14 protein-coding genes are annotated in these 19,179 nt (G+C 57.2%); 2 read left to right on the top strand and 12 right to left on the bottom strand.

Going from position 1 to position 19,179, the window contains the following annotated elements:
• Positions 1 to 2 precede the first annotated feature (2 nt).
• The 4 genes from pelF to KTF55_RS05510 are packed head-to-tail and all read right to left on the bottom strand — an operon-like array spanning position 3 to position 6,341.
• A complete protein-coding gene (gene pelF / locus KTF55_RS05525) occupies positions 3 to 1,430 on the bottom strand; it encodes a GT4 family glycosyltransferase PelF (RefSeq protein ID WP_217107841.1) in 1,428 nt (475 codons plus the stop codon).
• The gene (locus KTF55_RS05520) at positions 1,427 to 3,307 is read right to left on the bottom strand and encodes a DUF2194 domain-containing protein (protein WP_217107840.1); all 1,881 of its coding nucleotides are present in this window, start codon (positions 3,305 to 3,307) and stop codon (positions 1,427 to 1,429) included. The genes pelF and KTF55_RS05520 overlap by 4 nt, the downstream gene beginning before the upstream one ends.
• A complete protein-coding gene (locus KTF55_RS05515; protein ID WP_217107839.1) occupies positions 3,304 to 4,209 on the bottom strand; it encodes a hypothetical protein in 906 nt (301 codons plus the stop codon). The genes KTF55_RS05520 and KTF55_RS05515 overlap by 4 nt, the downstream gene beginning before the upstream one ends.
• Positions 4,206 to 6,341 (bottom strand): DUF4118 domain-containing protein, encoded by a 2,136-nt coding sequence (locus KTF55_RS05510; protein WP_217107838.1) that lies wholly within the window; start codon positions 6,339 to 6,341, stop codon positions 4,206 to 4,208. The genes KTF55_RS05515 and KTF55_RS05510 overlap by 4 nt, the downstream gene beginning before the upstream one ends.
• 642 nt (positions 6,342 to 6,983) lie before the next feature.
• Between KTF55_RS05510 and KTF55_RS05505 the strand changes: the two genes are divergently transcribed.
• Both KTF55_RS05505 and KTF55_RS05500 read left to right on the top strand, forming a co-directional pair.
• The gene (locus KTF55_RS05505) at positions 6,984 to 8,366 is read left to right on the top strand and encodes an RNA-binding domain-containing protein (protein WP_117774272.1); all 1,383 of its coding nucleotides are present in this window, start codon (positions 6,984 to 6,986) and stop codon (positions 8,364 to 8,366) included.
• A gap of 907 nt (positions 8,367 to 9,273) precedes the next feature.
• Complete coding sequence (locus tag KTF55_RS05500) at positions 9,274 to 10,602, top strand: hypothetical protein (RefSeq protein WP_117774271.1); 1,329 nt, start codon at positions 9,274 to 9,276, stop codon at positions 10,600 to 10,602.
• Positions 10,603 to 10,788: 186 nt separating this feature from the next.
• Here KTF55_RS05500 and KTF55_RS05495 read toward each other — a convergent pair whose 3' ends face one another.
• The 8 genes from KTF55_RS05495 to KTF55_RS05460 all read right to left on the bottom strand — a co-directional run.
• Positions 10,789 to 11,493, bottom strand: coding sequence for a hypothetical protein (locus KTF55_RS05495; RefSeq protein ID WP_117774270.1), 705 nt, complete (start codon positions 11,491 to 11,493; stop codon positions 10,789 to 10,791).
• A gap of 74 nt (positions 11,494 to 11,567) precedes the next feature.
• Positions 11,568 to 11,903 carry a hypothetical protein gene (locus KTF55_RS05490; RefSeq protein WP_217107837.1) on the bottom strand — a complete coding sequence of 112 codons (336 nt, stop codon included), beginning with the start codon at positions 11,901 to 11,903 and terminating at the stop codon, positions 11,568 to 11,570.
• 92 nt (positions 11,904 to 11,995) lie between these two features.
• Complete coding sequence (locus tag KTF55_RS05485) at positions 11,996 to 15,652, bottom strand: hypothetical protein (protein ID WP_217107836.1); 3,657 nt, start codon at positions 15,650 to 15,652, stop codon at positions 11,996 to 11,998.
• Between the two features lie 382 nt (positions 15,653 to 16,034).
• Positions 16,035 to 16,226: a hypothetical protein gene (locus tag KTF55_RS05480; protein ID WP_217107835.1), complete on the bottom strand. Its 192-nt coding sequence runs from the start codon at positions 16,224 to 16,226 to the stop codon at positions 16,035 to 16,037.
• A gap of 377 nt (positions 16,227 to 16,603) precedes the next feature.
• Positions 16,604 to 16,957, bottom strand: coding sequence for a hypothetical protein (locus tag KTF55_RS05475; RefSeq protein WP_217107834.1), 354 nt, complete (start codon positions 16,955 to 16,957; stop codon positions 16,604 to 16,606).
• 158 nt (positions 16,958 to 17,115) lie between these two features.
• Entirely contained in the window at positions 17,116 to 17,493 is a 378-nt protein-coding gene (locus KTF55_RS05470) for a hypothetical protein (protein ID WP_217107833.1), read from the bottom strand.
• Positions 17,494 to 17,868: 375 nt separating this feature from the next.
• The gene (locus tag KTF55_RS05465; RefSeq protein ID WP_217107832.1) at positions 17,869 to 18,549 is read right to left on the bottom strand and encodes an Abi family protein; all 681 of its coding nucleotides are present in this window, start codon (positions 18,547 to 18,549) and stop codon (positions 17,869 to 17,871) included.
• A 235-nt stretch (positions 18,550 to 18,784) separates the two neighbouring features.
• A partial coding sequence (locus KTF55_RS05460; protein ID WP_217108536.1) for a hypothetical protein occupies positions 18,785 to 19,179 on the bottom strand: 395 nt, incomplete at its 5' end.

Genomic DNA, 19,179 nt, shown 5'->3' with positions numbered 1-19,179 from the left:
GGCTACTCCCCCTCTCTGGGCAGGTCAAACGCACGCGCTGTCTCGTCGTACAGCGCGCGATAGTTGGCGAGCATCTGCTCGTGCAAAAAGTACGTGGCGACGCGACGCTGGCCGCGCTCCCCCATCTCAATGCGGCGGGCGCGGCTTGTGCACATGCGCTCCATGGCATCGGCCAAGCCCTTGCGATACATGGGCGGCGTCACAAAACCTGCCACGCCAAAGTCATCGCCCGGAGCGCCTTCGAGCAGCTCGCGGCAGCAGCCCACCTCGGTCGTCACGCAGGGACGGCGCGCTGCAAGCGACTCCAGCACGCTGAGCGGCTGGCCCTCGGAGATGCTCGTCAGAATGGTAAAGTCGAGCTTTTCCATGTACTCGACCACGTTGACGCGGCCGGTAAAGATCAAGTCACGCACGCCCAATGTCTCCACCAGCGCATGACACTCGGCGCCGTACTCCTCATCGTCCACGCCGCCCATAATATGCAGGCGCACCTTAGGCAGGCGCTCGTGCAGTTCAAAGAAGGCATAGATCATGGTCTTGACGTCCTTGATGGGCGCCAGACGCACCACCGCGCCAATGTCCACCCAGCCGTCATCGGGCTTTAAGGGAATGTCCTTAAAGCGGTCGAACTGAATGCCGTTGGGGATGACCAGGCATTTGTCCGCATCGCAGCCCATATCGATCTGCGTCTTGCGGGCGTTATGAAACAAGCTCGTCACGCGGAAGGCGCGGCGGTAGATCTCCTCCGAAAGCAGGTAGAAAAAGCGAATCCAGCGGTCCTTAAACGACGGCACGACCCAGTCGGCGCGAATGATCTCTTCCTCGCGCTCGCGGGTATAAATGCCGTGCTCGGTCAGCAGCACCGGAGCCTGGTGAACGCTTGAGCCCAGGCAGGCGAGCAGGCCGCCGTAGCCGGTCGAGATGGCGTGGTACACATCGGCCACCGGCACCTCGCTGCCCAGAAGGTAGAGCACGGGCAGCAACATGGAGCGCATAGTGTGGAATGCGTCGGCAAAAGGCGTGTAGGGGTACTCGGCCAGGCACACGTCGCGAAAGATATCCATAAACGTGCGGCTCTGCAAAAACGAGAGCGGATGCACGCGACGGCGCTGGAAGATATCGAACAACACGTCCCAGTCCGGATTGGAGAGCGACACCAGGCGACGCAGCGCCTCGCGCTCGCGGGCGTTAAAGTCGGCCTCTTCTTGCTCGCCCGAAAGCCGCAGGGCATCGTCCAGAAATACCTCGTGCACCTCGACCACGTTGCCGGGCAGCTCGTAGACAAACTTGCCGCGGTCGGCAGCATGCGCGCCAATCACCCACAGCACAAACTCGTGCTCGGGCATGGCCTGGATATAGCCATGCATCCAGGTAGATACGCCGCCGTGCGCATAAGGGTAGCAACCCTCGAGTACCAAACAGATTCTCATTTGTCGCCACCCTCCTTGCGTGCAATGGTCACCGTCTTGTCCGTGGCTTTAACCAGGTACAGATCGCCCGTCAGATGCGTAATCTCGCCACCCGTGACTGCACCCGGCTCGCCGTAGTTGGAGCGGAACATGAGCCACGCCTCGTCGTGGAAATTGCCCAGGCTGAGCGTCCAGGAATCCGCGCTGGTATCCACGCTCACCGTCACGGACGAAAAGCGCTGGATAGCGCCCGAGCATTCCGAACCGGTCTGGCGTCGCAAGTCGGGCGCAAACTTGGTAAGCCAATCCAGGTAGTCGGTCAAGCCGCCCTTGTAGACCTCCCAGCCCTCCTTAGCGCCGCGATCGGGATCCAGTAGGTCGTCCGGATGCATAAAGTGCGTGCTTACGTAGTGCATGTTGAGCTCGGACACGGCAGCCAGGCGCATGTAGGAATCGTCGACCATGCCGCCCGAGACAATGCGCGGCTGCTCCACAATGCCATCGCTCGCCACGTCAAACTCCTGCACGTATGGCAGGGCGGTGCCATCCTCAAAATACGTACTGGCGATGGTCTTAATGCGCGGAACGTCGGTGCCGATAAGCTGGCGCGCACGGGCCGAAAGGATATTCGACGGTGGCACATAGACCGAGCCGTGCGCGTTGGGCAGCACCTCATCCTGGAAGGCTATAAGCTCGTTGAGCGATGCGACGAGCGTCTCCTTGTTCTTCCACGTCTTGTAGTCGTACAGCGTGCCATAGTCGGTGTCCCAGAGCGCCAGCGGCTGATGGTTGTAGCCGTGGAAACCCAGCTCTCCGCCCATCTGCAGCAGCATGCCGCCAAAGTAGCGGAACTGCGTGGTATCGGCCTGGCGCGCGGGCTCGGTCTGGTTGACCGTGTCCTCGTAGTTTTCGATCATCACGCCGGTATAGCGAATGCCGTATTTTTGCGCGAGCTTTTGCAGATCGGGCCACCAGACCTTGGTATAAAAGTCGGCAATGGAAAGCCCGTAGTCGCGCTTGATGTAGGTGCCGTCGCCCGAGGGCACGGGGCTGGGAAAGTCGTCCAGATAGAAGACAGCGCTGTTGATGACCGGATAGGCCGTGGCATCGCCCAGCAGGCTGATCGCCGCGGCGTAAAAGCCGCGCATGACCTTGTCATAGATACCGATATTGCATACCACGGTGCGCCCGCTACCGCAGTCATTCGACCAAATGAGCGGGGCGCCCGCATCGCCGGTCTTAGCCCACACACAAGCCGTCTCGCGCAGCGATACCGAAAGCGACGAATCAAAGGGGTCCGAGAGCTCATAACGCTGGCCACCGCCAATCATAAAGTCCTCGCTCGGCACGATGCTCTCTGCCGTCGCATATTCATAGCCGGCAGAATCGATGCCCAGCTTGGGACCGATTGCCTGCAGGTAGCTGGAATTATCCGGCGTCATGGCGAGCATCAGCGAACCGCCGGCGCTCACCCAGCTCATGATGTCGGAGAGGTGCGTACCGAGCCCGTCGAGCGACGGCATCAGTAAAATCACGCGGTCGAAGGATGTGAGGGAAGGAATCGCATCAACACCATCGGTGGCAATATCCACATCGCGGTGAGCGATCTTCATGTCAAGCAAGATCTGGTCGAACTGCTCTTTGACGTCCTCGACGCCATCTTGGTCCGAGTCGGTAATAACCAAGCACGTGGGCTTTTGGCCAAACATCGCCGAGCTTGCCGGCACCGCGTCGTTGGCAGCGAGCATGCCCAGCTTATGCTGCCCGGCGCTGTACTGCACGCCGGCACGCTCGATCAACAGCACGGCGGCCATGGCGATAAAGACCGCCCATACCACGAGCAGCCCCATCCAGCGAAAGTGGCCCGCACGCTCGCGGATATGTTGCACCACGCTCATCGGGCCTCCTCTCCTTCGCGCCAAAATGCCAGCCTCTCACGATTTTCGGCATTCAAATACACATGCTGCTTGTCGATCGCGTCGATTACGCGCTGTACCGCCTGCCCATCGCGACGAATCACAGCCAAGCGCAGGCAGAGCATCCACACGTCCTGCTCGTCTGACGCATCGATCACCAACTGGCTCGCGACGTCCTCTGCCTTATCGATCTCGCCGGCATCGGCCAGCGCCGTGGCATAGCGGATGCGCAACGCCGGCCCGTCCTCGCGTTCGCAACGACGCGCGAGCAAGCGTGCATACTGCTGACGCTGAATCTGTGCCACACGGCCCTCCGCCAAACCCGAGTCCAGATAGGTGCCCAAAAAGTCGCAATACGCATCCAGGTTATGCGAGCTGGAATCGGTCTTAAACGCGCGCTCCAGCTGTTGCAGTTTAAGGTCGGACTCCTTGGAGATCTGCGCCACCGCCGTCGCGGCATAGTGCGCGACCTCAACATCGTCGTTGAGTTTTGCTGCCTGCAACTGTGCGAGGTACGCATCCGGATCCTCGGTAAGCATGGAGAGCATCAGACGGCGGCGGTCGCCCGGGTCGTTGACGATCAGCGCTTCCTCGAGCGGCACCACGCCATCATCGCCCTCGCGCACCTGCACGAGCAAACTGCGATGCATGTCTTCGTTAATGCGCAGCATCTCAAGCGTGGCGTCCTTAAGGTCGTCGCCGAACACCGCGCTACGTACCGAGAGTAGTGCCACGAGCAACGGGCCCCACAGCGGTACGAGCACCATCACGGCAAGCATGTGCCCGCGCACCGGCAGCAGGCCCAGTTTCATAAGCGTCCACAGCACCAGACACACCAGCGCATGAATTAATAGCAGTGCGGTAGCAACGACAAGCGAGATCAAGCGGCCTCCCCTTCACCGCTTCCGGTGGGCGCGATGCGTTGCATCAGGGCCACAACGTCCTCGCTGCCGACAGGTTCCACTGTAATGTGCTTGGCCGCCAAGCGCGCACAAATAACGGGCAGGTCGGCCTCGGTTGCCTGACGCATAAGCAAGTAAAGTGTGTCTCCATCGACTAGGCCCGCAGCGTCACTCTCGCGAATCGCCGACCCGATGGCGCCAACCAGCTCGCCAACAGGCTCCATGCCCGGCACCACGCGCAAGAGCAAGAAACTCCCCATCTTATTGTCAGCAAGCGCCTGCTCGGCGGCGAGTTCCTGGCCAAAGGCGTCGTGGTTGAGCACGCACGTGCCGGCAACGCAGCGCTTATCCTGCGCCACTGCCTCGTAATCGAAGGCGCGTCCCAGCGCGCTTTCCACCAGGCCGCACAGGATGCGGAACAGATTTTGGTAGTACAGGGTCATTTGGCTTTCGGCCACGTGACGCACAAAGATCAATACGGCTGGGGCTCCATCGCGCTCGATCGCATAGCCAAACATCGGAAGCCCCGACGTCAGTGCGCGGTTCACCCACAAACCCGAGATCGCACCTTGGAGCACGGGCGCAAGGTCATCGAGCGAGAGCGAGCGCGGCACATCGTTGGAAATCGCCGGGCTCGCCGCTACCAGGCGCGCAAATGCCCCACCCGAAACATGGTAGATCGTCACCGAATCGTTCTCGAGAATCTCGCCCAGCAGCTCACAGCACTTGCGGTATATATCACGCGGGTTGAGTACGTCGAGCTCCTGTGTCACAGCAAAGATTTTGCCAAAGCTGTCGTGGCGCCCCACAATCTGTCGCTTATAGGCACGCTTGTCCTCAATCGCGTCGTGATAGAGCCGCGTTAGGAACGTGTTGCGGTTTCGCACAAGCTCGTTCTCGTCACGCTCCGCCTTAATGGCCTCGCTGTTGCGAAGCTGCACATAGCCGCACACGGCGCCCACCACAAAGTACGCAATAAACGGCAGCCAGTTAGACGGCTCGTAAAAGAGACCCTGGAAGGTATAACCGTACTGAGTAAAGTAGCTCGCGGCCAAACCCACCGACGCCAGCAGCGCCGCAACCAGGCCAAAATCGAGCCCATACAGCGTGCCGATCAGTACCACGTACAGCAGGCGGTAGTCGAGCACGTTAAGCTGAGCAGACTGCGAAAACACCAGCTCCAGGCCCTCAAAGAGCACCCAGGCCAGCGCGGTCTCCAGGCATTTGATGGGCAGTGTCCGCCCGCGCATGCGGTCGATGGCGGCACGCAGCGGATGGCGCTTGCCCGCGAGGGTCTGCTCCCAGCGGGCGTGTATGGTCGAAAGATCGCGCAGCACGTCATAGCGCTGGAACCACCCGTAGCGCGTGCGGACGGTATCGCTCGGAGCAATGGAGACGACGGCGTCCCCGTCGTAGGTAATGTCGAGCCCCGGGAACAAGCCCTTGAGCGCCTCGCCCAGGTCTCCCACGGTGTGGGCAAAGCTATCCGGAACCTCGAGTTCCTCGAATGTGGCATCCCAGCTGTCGAAGATGCGACGCACCAGAACGGCCAGCTCCTCGGCGCAGAGGGCACCGAGCGGTGAGTCCGCCCCAGCCCTCATGACAGCAGAGCCTTGCGAGCACGCCTCGAACAGCGGGGTCAAAATCGGGTCTTCCAGCGTGGGCGAGGCGGTGTACAGATACGGCACGCGCAAGATCTTGGCCTGAATGCCGTCGCGGACCGCATAGTAGCGGCACAGGTCGTTGGCCGCACGGGCAATGATGCCCTTGCCGTTTTGCCCCGCAACGTCCACCGCACCGTCCGCTCCCATGGGACCAGTCACAAACAGCAGCTGAATCTGGCGACCCATGCAAGCTCGAAAGACGGAGCGCAGCAGCTCGATGTCGCCAACGGCCTCGGTATGCGGCGTGAGATAGGTAGAGAGGTAGACCACACGGTCGAATTCGTAAGCCTGGTCCAGGTGCTGCAGCAGCTCTTTCCAAGACGCATGGAGCGACGACCCGTCGCGGCGCGCCTCGTTGGCCGCCACGACCTGAACATGGTCACCGGGAAACGCCTTGGCACAAAAGTCGTCATCGACATACGCGGTATTGCCAACAACCAGCACTTCCACCGTGCGCTCCCCCTCCCCAAATTTAGCTTTTGCCATGGTAAACATGCGTATTGTACGCTGTCAATGTAGGCCAAAGGCAACTTTAAAGCTGTTTTAAGAACTTTTTCAGACGGGAAGCGACTCGCGCCTGAGCCAGAGAGCCCTACACGTGCCGCTGCACGGCGGAGAAAGGCGAATCCACTACCCCTCAGGCATAATTCCTGAGCAAAATCAAGCAGAGCACACGGCTTTTTGCGCCACTTTAAGACGTAATCGGGATGTGGCGAGAGGCCAAATTCGGAAGTGCGGGGAAAACCAAAGGAATGCTGACCAGACCCCCGTTTTAGGCTTCCGCGACCTGCGGTTTTGATACAAAAAAACCGCGTTGTGCTCGAAGGTTTTCGATTTTTCCCCGCACTTCTGTAATTACATCTCTGGATCGAGGGCGCAGGCAATGGTGACGACATCCACGATAGCGCCCCCCTATGCCTGATACCAAAATCGTTCCATAGGGACCCGTTTCCCAATGGGATGATTCTTCACAAAGGGCATTAAGGCGCATGAGAACATGGTAGAGGCAAGCAAGCGCGCTTCCACGTTTTCGCCCATGGTGACCACGGTATAATCCAACGAGACAAGCAACGAACGGGAAAGGCAGCGCGGATGAACCTGGGCAGCGAGAGCGAGACCGTCGAGTTCAAGAAGTCCACTGGCGAGCATAAAGAAGCACTGCAAGCCATCAGCGCCATGCTGAACAAGCACGGCCGCGGCGAGCTCTACTTCGGCGTGAAGGACAACGGCGATGTCATCGGCCAGGATGTCAGCGACGCAACGCTGCGCCAGGTGACGTCGTGGGTGTCCGACAAGATCGAGCCCGCGGTGTTCCCGACGGTCGAGTGCCTCGACGCCGATGATGGGCTGCGATACATCAAAATTGCCTTCTCAGGTGCCGACGCCCCCTACTCCGCCGACGGACGCTACTTCACCCGCGTGGGGACTTCGAACAAAGCGCTGTCGGCCTCGGAGCTGAGCGCCATGGTCGTCAAGCGTGAGCGCGCCCGTAGCCCGTGGGACTCGCTGCCGTCCGGCAGGCCCGTCTCCGACGCCGACGAGCAGGCGGTGCGTGACTTCGTCGCGCGCGGCGGCAGGGCCGGACGCGTGGGCGGCGGGTTCGCCGGCGTGGAGGACACCTTGGCAAGGCTCGACCTCGTCGCGCCCGACGGCAGCCTAAGAAACGCCGCGGTGGAGCTGTTCTGCGAGGGATCCGACACCTACCCCAGGATGAAGCTGGGGCTTCTGGGCGGCAACACCAAGGCCAAGATCCTCGACCTGCGCCGCGAGTGCGGCACCATGCTCAAGCTGCTCGACTTCGCCGAGTACTTCGTGACGTCGAACATCAGGCGCGAGTTCGTCATCGGCGAGACGGGCATGTACCGCAAGGAGATCCCCGAGATCCCGGCCGAGGCCATCCGCGAGGCGGTTGCCAACGCGCTGTGCCACCGCGACTACACCACCGGCACCGCCGTCGAGGTCAACGTGTTCATGGACACCGTCCAGATCGTGAGCCCGGGCCTGTTCCCCGAGGGCGACTCGCCGCAAGAGCACCTAGACGGTACCGCGAGCGAGTTCGGCCTCCGAAACCCCGCGATCGCGCGCACCCTGTTCCGCGCCGGCGTCATCGAGCAGTACGGCACGGGCATACCGCGCATCAAGGAGGCCTGCGAGGCAGCCGGCGTGAGGTTCCGCTTCGAGCAGACCGTCAACAGCACCGTCGTCGTCTTCGAGCGTCCTGGGTTACAGAAAGCGGCCTTCAGGAGAACCGCGGCCGACAACCGACCGCTCCTCAGCGAGCGCGAACGAGCAGCGATGGCAATTGCCGCCGCTCAGGGGAAAATCACGACCTCCGACCTCGCGCGGGAGTCCAATGTCGGTAGGAAAACGGCCTCGAAGACTCTGAAAGACCTTGCCGGGCGAGGCCTGTTGGAATGGGTAGGGAAAAGCCCGAAAGACCCGCACCAGTTCTACAGGATGCCAAGCGAAGTTTGAGGCTGCAGGTCCTAGCCGGGAAACAGGCCCATTGCGTTTGCTGCCCTCCCCCTGCTGGGCACTACTGAGTAATCTACTGGGCACTGCTGAGTAATCTACTGAGTAGTGCCCAAGCGCGAGTTGGCAAGTCCGCCGAAGCCCAGAGAAACGGCTCCGAAGAATATACTGACCGCTACTGACCGCTACTGACCGCTACTGACCGCTACTGACCGCGGCATTCGGCAGGCCCGCCGAATGCCGCGGTCTCCCGAGACTAGCAGAGCCGCCCTTATTGTTAGCGCTGCCGAAGCAAGCCCTACTTCAGAAGCAACTTGAATTTTCGTGCGATGAGCCTCCCCGGAGCCAAGAGCCTTTTGCCCTAATCACAACACCGCAATTCAAGCACCGCAGAAAACTCCATTAGCGATGAACCAGCCACTTGAAGACGTGATCAAGGTGCGGCAAGGGGTCAAATTCGGAAGTGCGGGGAAAATCGAAGAAATGCTAACCAGGCCCCAGTTTTCGCTTCCGCGAACTGCGGTTTTGGTGCTAAAAATCGCGTTGTGCTCGAAGGTTCTCGATTTTCCCCGCACTTCCGTAATTACATCCTTGGATCGAGAGTGCAGGCAACAATGACGTCATCCGCGATAGCACCCAACATTCACGGACGTACAAAAGGCCGTTGCCGGAAGCCTCCATACAACGACTCTTCTTTGCGCGCGCCACGCTCGCAATGCTCCATTAAATGTAACTAATTGATTTGCTATATACCATTCATAATGGCACATAGCAAATCAATTAGTTACATGTGGAGGCAGAACATGAGGGAGTACGTCGAGAAGCAGCTGCACACTAGAGTCGATTGCGAGCCCAACGACGCCTCGGAAATAACGACGCAAAACTCTTTCCGAAAGTGTAGGTGAGCGAAATGGCGACTCATGCATACGATGACCTTTATTCTTATCTAGCCGCATTCAAGAACAGCTCTCTTGCCGAAATAATTGCGTACCTAGAAGAACTGGGGCAAAGGAGGTTCGACGCCTTTATTAGGGGCCTTGCACCCCTTATCCCAATCGAAAAAATCGAAAATCAATCCCTGTTCAATTTTTCTGTTGACTCCACCCTTGAAGGAGGCAAATTCCCCTGCACTGACTATGCCTGTCGAGAGCAAAACATTTACCATTTGGCAAAGTTCTCAGCATTGTATGCAGATAAAACACTGATTCATTGCCCTATAGAATCGGCATTCGAAATGGGGCACGATGATTATGTCTCAGTCGATGAACTTGCATTCGGGATCTATTTGACCATGCGAGTCGAAGACATAGTCAAAGCTGGAATACTCGGATTTTCGAGCAATTACATTCCTCTTTGCAAAGATTGCCTAGCACGACAAATCGAAAGAGAATCAAAAGCAAAAGGATTGATATCGAGTTATTGGGATGAACTCGTACGACAATTCTGTTCCTCTACCTCGTGCACTTTAAAACAAGCACCAGATGGGAATCTGTATGTAGCGATTGAGGGAATGGATGCATATGGGTCCCATGATGAGATGGATGTCGATTTCCTGGTAATCCCGTCTGAATACGAATCGCTCTATGCAAGCCAAGGCGAAACGCGATTGGATAGAGACATGCTGGAGAAAGGCGGCATCTTGACTATCCTACTGCCATTGTTGGACGATTGCTTTCAAGCCCTCGTCAATCCCTATTTTTCGAATAGCTCGTATTTAACCACTCGTCCAGCTCAGATTGAGTTCCTCGAGTCCGCAACTTCCACCCTTTATCCTCGAAAAGATCAGACCATACCCATTCGCCGGTTATCTTGCCCCCTCCCCATTGCTGAAAATGCAACGTTGCGTAGCATCCTTGATTGCCGCATTAGAAACGAAGAGTCGTTTCTTGTGTTTAGGGATACCTTGTCCAAAGGCCTGAGCGAAAGGCCCATCGACACCTCGACATTAGCTGACCTGAAGAACGACCTAATTGAGCCCGAGCTTCACAAGATATCTTTAGTGATGAAAAACGAGCGATCCCGATTAGTCACCTCCGCAGGCATTGAAGCCGCTATCGGAATTGCGAGCTTTACATTGGGGCAATACGGAATCGCATCACCTTCTGATGCCATGGCCTTCCTCGGGGCTGCCGGCATAGGGGCCGTTGCATCTCAATCCGCAGATTTCTTGCGAGAAGCCAAGGCAAAAGAGAACCCCATGTATTTCCTCTGGAAGCTCAATAGAAACAACCGTCTGTAACCTAAGGGGCAGAACACCGCAGTCGCCGAGCATATCTCGATCATTAAATAAAGGCAGCACTAGAAAGGATGCGAATCGTGAAGAACCGATTCCCTTTACGAATGCCTAATGCAGTAAAAATCACTGGTAGATCCGAGCAGTTTAACCAAGACGACAAGAGCGCGCTCAGATTGCTGTCTGCAGTAGCTAGCCAAGTATAGATACCATCCTGTTTCCAAATTCGGTCCTACGATAAACCCTTTCTTCTTTCTCAATTTCGTCGGGATCGTCGAAGATGAGCGTCGTATCTACTACGTCCCACTGCTGCCGATGGATATCCTCAATCAGCAATCCCAGTCCGGTTAATCGAAGAAGAACTTCTGCATCTCTGCCTCTGAGCGTCTGAAAAGTTTCCTTTTCTCGAAGCATTTCGTAGTCTCCAGGTAGAAATCTGTCCAAAGTCTCTGCAAACAAACGAAGATCGTCCCAGCTAATTTCTTTATCTAGGTAGGCCTCATAAATCTTTGCTAGTCGCCGCGCTTTGTCCTCCTCAATGTATCTTTCGAGCAGGATAAGCAGGTACTCAATATCGCGCTTCCTATTTGACTCTTCAAAGTATTGCTTGTACTTGTTCCATGAGCCATTTTCAAAAGAGTCGCGGTTGAACTCATCGAGGAAACACGCATACTTCTTCAGCAGATGCGCATTGTGGATATTGTTTCCGATTTTGTAGATGCTCACTAGGCTTGAGATGACGGGGATGTCCTTCAAGAACTCGTTTTGGAGAATTTCGTCCAGGCCAACCTCTGCGATATTCGAAATAAGTTCGAGAGAGTCGCTGCAAATAGTCGGCCTTGCGTCGTCTTGCAAGCGCGATAGACCGGCCTTAGTTGATTCCTCTGCGTTTGCCATAAGATTACCTTTCATAATAATTTGCCAGTTTTGGCATGCGTTTGCAGCGCCGCTTTTCTGAAAGTGGCTCCGATTTAAATGCCATCCCCCGAATAAGCGCTCAGGTTCGATTCAACAAGTGCATTGGTTGAAAAGAGCTTTAGACCCCCTTCGAGGTAAAAGTCGCTTGTGCAGAGCAACCAAATCATCTTGTCGAGCTTGTAGGCAGTGGCCTCGGGGTCCACGCCGCCCTTCCGCGCCGCGCGCGCGGCTTCGAAATAGCAACGAGCCACTTCGACCTCGCCGTCAGTGGTAGCGTAAAACTGAACAGTATTCAGTAGGCCGTTGACACAAACATCGACGAGCGGCTGCTGAACAAGCCCGAGGACCTGTTCAGGGCGATGCAGCTCGAGCTCATGGAGCTGCACCACGGTTCGCCCTCGACCGTCTTCTGCACGCAGTGCAGGTCGAAGGGCTAGGCAGGAGCCCCGAGGCTTGTCCTAATTCTAGGTGTCAAAGTCGATTACTGCCTGTCGTGGAATAGCCCCCACTTTTCGTCTTCGATGTCTCCTTCAATTGATGACTTCACTTTTGACAGCCATTCTCTGTGTTTTAAATATGCAACACCTGCGGGCAGCTGAGCAGCAATCGAGTCAATCGCCTCAATCTCCTTGAGCTTTGCTGGAATAAAGCCTTTTTCAGGGGACCCGCTCATTGAAGATCGACGGAGATCCAAATGGTTGATCGATATCCCGTCTTTATCGAGCGTCAGAATGAGGGTGATAGCCCTAACCCTCGCCTCGTCATTGCAATCGGACAAGGCCCAGCTTATTCTATCGAGACTATTTGCGTCGGCGATCCTTTCGCGGATGGTATATTCCAGGCGCTCCCAAAAAATATCGCTCGAGAGCGCATTTGCATCATGAACGGGAAACAAAAAGGCTATTTCATACCTGCCGAGTGGTTTGCTCAGCGCTTCATCGATCATTGCTTTCAGCAGATTCCAAGCGTGATCGTCCTGGACGGTCCAAAACGAGCTGATTCTTCGCAGGAGATCGTGCCTTTGTCGGTAGTCGAGGTTGGCAGCGTATTCCAAAAAACGGTCAATCATTGAACTGTCAAGGCGTAAAAGGCAGCGTAGGAAAGCGAGGTTATAGTCGAAAGAAGGGCGTCCTTCAAGTGCGAGAAAATACAGGTTGACAGCCGGTGAGGGATTGGATCCGAAGTACGAATCTAGAGCGGAGACGCGCTTTTCGTCTCCGCAGTTGCCGAAAAACCGCCAAACCTCATCATTGTGTGTATGTTCGGAAAACCTAAAAGCATATTTGAGCATATAGCCAGGATGCTTTGGCTCGACTATCTCCAAATCTTCCAAGCAGAGATGCGTTCTGCCGTCATCGAGTCTTGCGAGGATCTCGTCGAGCTCCTCCTTGTCGGGCCCGCTCTTTATTGCTAGCAAATCAAGATAGTCAAACAGGGCCGGATGGTCACTCACGTCGAGCACCGCGCCCAGCTCGTTTCTAAGGACCCTCCTGCCGATGGCTTCAGCAAGGTAATCAAGTGCTTCATACGGAACGGGGATCGTCGAGGGCAACGATGCGATATTGCGTGCGATTATGCTTGAAGCGGTATCTGGGGTCCTTTTGGCAATTTCCAGAAGGACTTTTCCGATAGCCCTGCCCGACTCCCACTCTTTACCGGAAATCTCATAATCTTCGGCCAGCTTTCCCAGGGCTTCGGTCAGTCGTTCTAGCGGTAACTCTTCCGCGGATATTCTAGGTTCTTTCTCTTCGAGAGACCAAGAGTTCTCCAAGCCAAGCGCGTCGAATGTGCTCTGGCGGAACCCATCGAGGCTCAGAGGGGAGTTCTGCGCGCATGTTTCGTAAATCTGGTTGATGCTTAAGCCGCATGAAAGATCGGTTGTCGAGTCTTCGCTTATATATTTGGGGAATAGCTCTTCGATCCTCGAGAGCACCGAATGCATGTTTTCTGCGTGCTCCGCTTCAGGTTCTTTGCCATAGAACGAGAAGTGCTGCCGAAAGGTGGATTTAACTTGCCTGCTGAATTCGGTTTCGACTAGAACGGAGAGCGCCCGGAAGCAATGGGCGTGGAGCTCGGCCAACTCTGATGTGAAACTGAAGGTCAGGGTGTTGTATGTGTACGTTATGCCATTTTGCCAAACGCGCTGGGCCCTTGAAGAGAGGTATGAACTCGTCAAGACGATCAGACATGCTGCAACATTACGGGAATGCGATTGTTGATATTTTTGAGCGAGGGCATCGAGTTTGCTGTTTTCCAAATCGAATCCCGTACGATCGAGATCATAAGCGAAAGCACCGTCTGGTCCGCATGCCCAGTTGTACTCGGCCGCTCGCTCGGTGCCTCTTTCTACACACGTCACGAACAACTCTAAGGCTGTTTGCGAATACTCGCTCGAGCTCATCAGGGATACGGAAATATGCAGGGGCATAGATCCGTCGGATGTCGAATTCATGCCGAGAATATCTTCCGATACGTCAGCGCAAGCAGCGCTTTCGATGCGGTTTGAGGCAAAGGCGAGCGCCTGTATGGGAAGGAGTTGATTGAATGTGATTATGAACTGATCGGCAATTCGCGCATCCCGATTCTTAATTTCATCCCAAGCTTTCCCGCATTCCCTTCGAAGGTAGTCGTACACGCTCGCACTTCCGCACACTTCAGCCATTGACTTGGCGGCTTTGAGATACGGCGCGTTCGGCATTTCTGCGGTATGCAGAATGAAATCCGCAAAACTGCCGTTCCCTTCTTTTGCGAAGTGGCGGCATATCAAGAAGTCACGAAGATTCTGCTCTTCCATTCTTATGGCTAGCACGCCACCAGCGGAGGTAAGGATCGTGACGATTTCCTGGTCGTTCAATCTGGATGCAAAATCCCGAATCTCGGCATCGTCGTACTCCAGGCCCAAGAGTTCCTCGTAACAAGGGTCTCCTTCAATAAGATCGCAGCAATCGTAGATTGCAAGGACCTCTGCGAGACGCTGCTCCCTGCTGGAGTACCCAGCTAAGGCGGAATTCATATAGATGTTCAGAAGATCGTATGGCTCTTGGATGGCTTCGAAATTGCCGTCTGCTATGGGGCTTGCTGCCATGATAGCCAAGCGCAGGTTTCCGTTTGCGATTGCCGATACTCTCTCCCTCAGTGCTAGGTTTTTTATGTTGTATTCGGTCTCGAGTATCGCTTCAATGTTTTCCGCGGTTAGAGGCTCCAGCTCTATTTCTTTGAAATTTAGATAGCTGCCGATTTTCGCGGTCAACTCGCTTCGGTGCATCTTCCTGCAGGTGAGGACAATCTTTAGCTTTTTGTTTTCCAAGCAGATTCCCAGCAAGTGCTCAAGTGACAGGTTGCCGTTTGCATCATCGACCAGAAGGATAATGTTTTCCGACTCCGACAAAATCAGCTCAATATCATCGTCGAGATGCGACGAATACCTAGAGTCCAAGATCAGAAGATCCCAGTGATGCCGATTGCTGAATGAGAGGCATGCGTCGAGGGCGATCTTGGTTTTCCCCGATCCAGACTGCCCCTGAATCACTACTGCCCTACTTTGCTCTATCGATTCGATGATGCCTGAAAACTCGGAATCCCTGTGCATGAGGGGCTTCGACAGGTCGGTTGTGAAACGGCCGTTCAGGCTTCGCTCGATGAAGCGGTCTGGGGCGATGAATGACCCCTTTCCGAGCGGAATGCCCAAAACCGTATGCGCTAGCGCAGGGAATTTTCTATCAAGGTCGCTCGCAATTGTCTCTGGCCCGATTATTTCTATCCGTGGATCGATGGCGCGGACTTCCTCGAGTACCAGAGGTGAAAGGCGAAAGTATGTGTGGCACAGGATGATTCGATCTATGAGTTGCGGATCGATGCCGGTTTTGCTCCTGTCGAGGCAGTCTATAGCATCATTTAGCAGCTTATTGCGGATGTCGGATTTAGAGGTTGTGTATGCCGCGAAGATGTAGTGTCCATTCTCTCCTACGGAGTACATATCGGGCACTCCGGTCGTAGTTTTATCCGTGCCGCATTGGGATCCCAATTCAATGATGTTGTTAAGCGAATATCTCCTATATAGATACTGATTTGCTAGTGTTTGAAAACGCCCGCCTTCGATCTGCCTTAGCTCTTCTTGGATCTGATTTATATGGGACATTTTGCTCCTCGCGGTAAATTCGCCTTTTGATTTCTCTTTTCTTACTCTAGTCCACCTAGCTCAGCAAGTCTTGCACGCTCGAGGGCCGAGTCGACGACGTCCTCGAAGTCGAGCCCCGCCGCATAGGGAGATCCGGCGACAATGACTGGGATAAAAAACTCTAATCAAGGCCAGAATCTTTAATAGCATGCTGTTTTACCACAGACGGCAGAATCTGGCTTGAACGGTTAATTATAGCCCCCGATAGAAAGAGCGGTGCTTCCTCGCTATCGTCTCCGCGCTCGAGAAGCAGAATCGCAAGGCAATCGAGGTGGTCGAGGAGTGCGGTGGGTTGTTACCGTCAATGGGAATTCGGTCAACGCCAACCATCAATCATGCCGTATTATTCAGAGTTAGAATATTCGCCCCACGATACTAAGCCGGTGACCATCCAATGATATTTGGCATCGATATAGACACCGCCAATCTGATTGTCCAAGCATTCATCGGAGCCGCTACCTTGGGGACCTTGATTGCCGCATTCTGTCAAAACAACCAGACCAAAAGAAACAGGGAGGACGATATCAAGCGGCATCAGCCATCCCGCATATCGGCATGGTACGAAGAAGGTCGAAACCGAATCGATCAGCCCGATGACAACCGATTCTTCTGGCAGTTCGTCGTGCTTCGAAACGAAAGCGAGTCCCCCGTCTACGACGCAATCGTCACCTGCGTCGGGATTAGCGGAGCCGGCCCTTCTTTCAAAGGAGAGGACAACGGTCCCGCTTTTCCCGACCGCGTCTGCGTCGGCACGCTTCCTCCTGGAGCATGGTACATATGGCTCCCAACGGGAGGGCACGGAATGGGAGTGCGCACGGCGCCCGAAACGGCTTTCGTCGACGCGAATGGGATTCCATGGGTTCGGCGAGGCAACGGAAGGCTCGAGGAGATCTCTATGGAGCCGACCTCGTTCTACAGGCTGCCCCTCCCCTTGTCCTGGCACGGATGCAAGAAGCTGACCGAGTAGAAGTCGTCGACGCCGTACGCGTAGCCCTCGAAGGGCGCCTCGTCCAGGCCGCGCCAGCCGGCGGCGGCGCGATAGTCCGCGATCTCGTCGGCAATGGCCCTCGCCATAAGCACGACGTGCTCGACCGCAAACCCGTTATTCGACTTCTCTGGGTGCTTCTTGACGTGGTCGCTGGAAAAGTAGCCCAACGAGATTTCGCTCACGGGTCCGTCGCCGTTGGCGAACGCGGCCACATTGACCGTCTTGCGCCTGAAGAGGGTATCGAGTGCCTTGGTGAGGGGCTCGGCGGTGGACAGCATGGCGGGGCCTCCCTACGTACGAGGGAGATTGAATTGAGGGTTTGATGCTACTGTCCGCTACTGCCCGCGGCACTCAGCAAGCCAGCCGAATGCCGCGGTCTCCCGAGACTAGCGGAGCCGCCCTTATTGCTAACACTGCCAAAGCAAGCCCCACTTCGTCAGTAACTTGGACGGGTGTCCCAGCAGCAGCGCGTGGCACCTAGAAGCGCTGTTCCCAGCAGGAATAGCGCTAAGGAGGCGGCGATCCAGTTGCTGTCGGCGGTCTTGGGGAGCGTGGCGGCGGCGCTAGCAGTCTTGGCCCTGGATGGCGTGGACGCCGTGGTCTTGGTAACTGTCGTCTTGCTTGTCGTGGTCGTCTTGGGCGTCGCAGTCGCGGGCCTAGGGACGGGATCCGTCGCGGACCCGGCGCCGGGCCGCTCAACGGTTGGGCCGGCGCCACCGGCCGGCTCGCCCGCGCCACCGGGCACCTCGCACCCGTCGGCCTCCCCCGCCGGCGCCGCGGCGCCCTCGGACTCGATCACCACATGCGGCGCCATGGCCCCTGGGGCATCCACCACCCCGCCGGCGCCGAAGGCCCCGCCCACTGGCGTCACAAATCGCGCGGACATAAGCGACCCGCCCGTGCATGCGACGCCGCCATCGGCACCGGCCGCATCGAGCCGCGAGGCGTCGACGGACAGCCCGCGCCCGGCCGGGCCGACGCGCTTCGATCGCGCCGCCAAGAAGGCGATACGGGAGTCGGGTCGGGTGGCCGGTAACGCCTATCGTTAGATGCTGCGCGACCGGTTCCTCTGCCGCGTGTTCGCCGGCGTCGGGGAGCGGTTCGTGCTCAAAGGCGGCAGCGGCCCTCTGGCCCGCATACCCGACGCGAGAAAGACGCGCGACCTTTTGACCAGGGAGCAAATTGCGATTCACTTGTCGTCTTCCGGTCTAGGAACACCGAGGTCAGAGTTGTAGAGCACCTCGCCCAGCCTTTGGCTCTCGGCGGCGTAGCCCCCGACAAGGGACGCGAGCTCGGACTTGAAGGAGCTGATCGTCTCGGAGTCGAGGATGAGAGCCAGCTTGGCCACCATTGTCGAGAAGTCCTCGTCCCTCACGGGCCCGACCCTGGCGCACCAAAGCCGCTCGTCGCGGGCGCAGATGTTGCGGAAGTCCACGAGGGTGCGCAGGGCGATGAGCCCGGCCAGGTCCTCGTCGTAATGGATCGGCCCCACCATGTAGTCCTTGGCATCGGTGTAGTTGGCGATTTTCAGGTAGGCATCGAGCTCCCGATAGGCCTCCGAAAAGGTGTAGGCGGCGACCGAGCGCACGCGGGCCTCCGCCTTGAGGAGGTACTTGAAGGTAAGGTTGCGCAGGTCGCGGTCGAAGAGGAAAAGGCCGTAGAGGTCTCCGAATCCCGTTCCCTCGGCGTAGACATCGTGACCCGCCTCGGCGCTGGCCTCCTTGTCGAGGAACGGCTCCTTGTACCCGTTGACAACGCAATAGTAGTCCTCGCCGAGGAGGGCGTAGGCGGCGTACTCCGGCATGGAGAGCCCCCTGGACTCGAGGATGGCCACCTGCTCTTCGAGGGTCTTGAACGGCTTGCGGGCCATGCCGGCTCCTCTCTGAAATGAGAGAAGGCCGCCCGCCTCGTGGCGAACGACCTTCCTCAGTCTTGGGCTCCGTAGAGTACCCAAGCCGTATCAGTGTATTCGTGCAAGTACCACATGCTCGGCCGTCCGTCAAGCTTGCCGGGGCTTTCTCGCCTTTCTTGTGCGCCGCGTGCGCCCCTACTTTGCGGCATACACGTCGCAATTGCCCCTACCTAGAAAGTGCATGGCAGCTCGGTCAATCGCCCTTGCGCTTTGGCCTACCTAGAATCGCTGTTCCCAGCAGGAATAGCGCTAATGAGGCGGCGGGCCAGTTGCTGTCGGCGGTCTTGGGGAGCGTGGCGGTGGCGGCGCTAGCAGTCTTGGCCTTGGATGGCGTGGGCGCCGTGGCCTTGGTCACGGTCGTCTTGCTTGTCGTGGTCGTCTTGGGCGTTGTGGTCGCGGGCTTCGGGACGGGGCCCGTCGCGGGCCCGGCACCGGGCTGCTCAACGGTGGGGCCGGCACCACCAGCCGGCTCGCCCGCGCCACCAGCCGGCTCGCCCGCGCCGTCGGTCTCCCCCGCCGGCGCCGTGGCGCCCTCGGGCTCAACCACCACATGCGGAGCCATGCCCCCGGAGGCGTCCACCACGCCGC

This window comes from Collinsella sp. MSK.8.10 (assembly GCF_019041915.1).
Classification (GTDB): Bacteria; Actinomycetota; Coriobacteriia; order Coriobacteriales; family Coriobacteriaceae; genus Collinsella.
Note: the sequence above shows the minus strand (reverse complement) of the source record. Positions and strands in the feature narration are given on the sequence as shown.

Bases quoted from the DNA above. Each gene is read 5' to 3' on its own strand.
- KTF55_RS05495 (WP_117774270.1), bottom strand. From the start codon at position 11,493: ATGGCAAACGCAGAGGAATCAACTAAGGCCGGTCTATCGCGCTTGCAA.
- KTF55_RS05475 (WP_217107834.1), bottom strand. From the start codon at position 16,957: ATGCTGTCCACCGCCGAGCCCCTCACCAAGGCACTCGATACCCTCTTC.
- KTF55_RS05505 (WP_117774272.1), top strand. From the start codon at position 6,984: ATGAACCTGGGCAGCGAGAGCGAGACCGTCGAGTTCAAGAAGTCCACT.
- KTF55_RS05485 (WP_217107836.1), bottom strand. From the start codon at position 15,652: ATGTCCCATATAAATCAGATCCAAGAAGAGCTAAGGCAGATCGAAGGC.
- KTF55_RS05520 (WP_217107840.1), bottom strand. From the start codon at position 3,307: ATGAGCGTGGTGCAACATATCCGCGAGCGTGCGGGCCACTTTCGCTGG.
- KTF55_RS05500 (WP_117774271.1), top strand. From the start codon at position 9,274: ATGGCGACTCATGCATACGATGACCTTTATTCTTATCTAGCCGCATTC.
- KTF55_RS05480 (WP_217107835.1), bottom strand. From the start codon at position 16,226: ATGCCGCTTGATATCGTCCTCCCTGTTTCTTTTGGTCTGGTTGTTTTG.
- KTF55_RS05465 (WP_217107832.1), bottom strand. From the start codon at position 18,549: ATGGCCCGCAAGCCGTTCAAGACCCTCGAAGAGCAGGTGGCCATCCTC.
- KTF55_RS05470 (WP_217107833.1), bottom strand. From the start codon at position 17,493: ATGGCGCCGCATGTGGTGATCGAGTCCGAGGGCGCCGCGGCGCCGGCG.
- pelF (WP_217107841.1), bottom strand. From the start codon at position 1,430: ATGAGAATCTGTTTGGTACTCGAGGGTTGCTACCCTTATGCGCACGGC.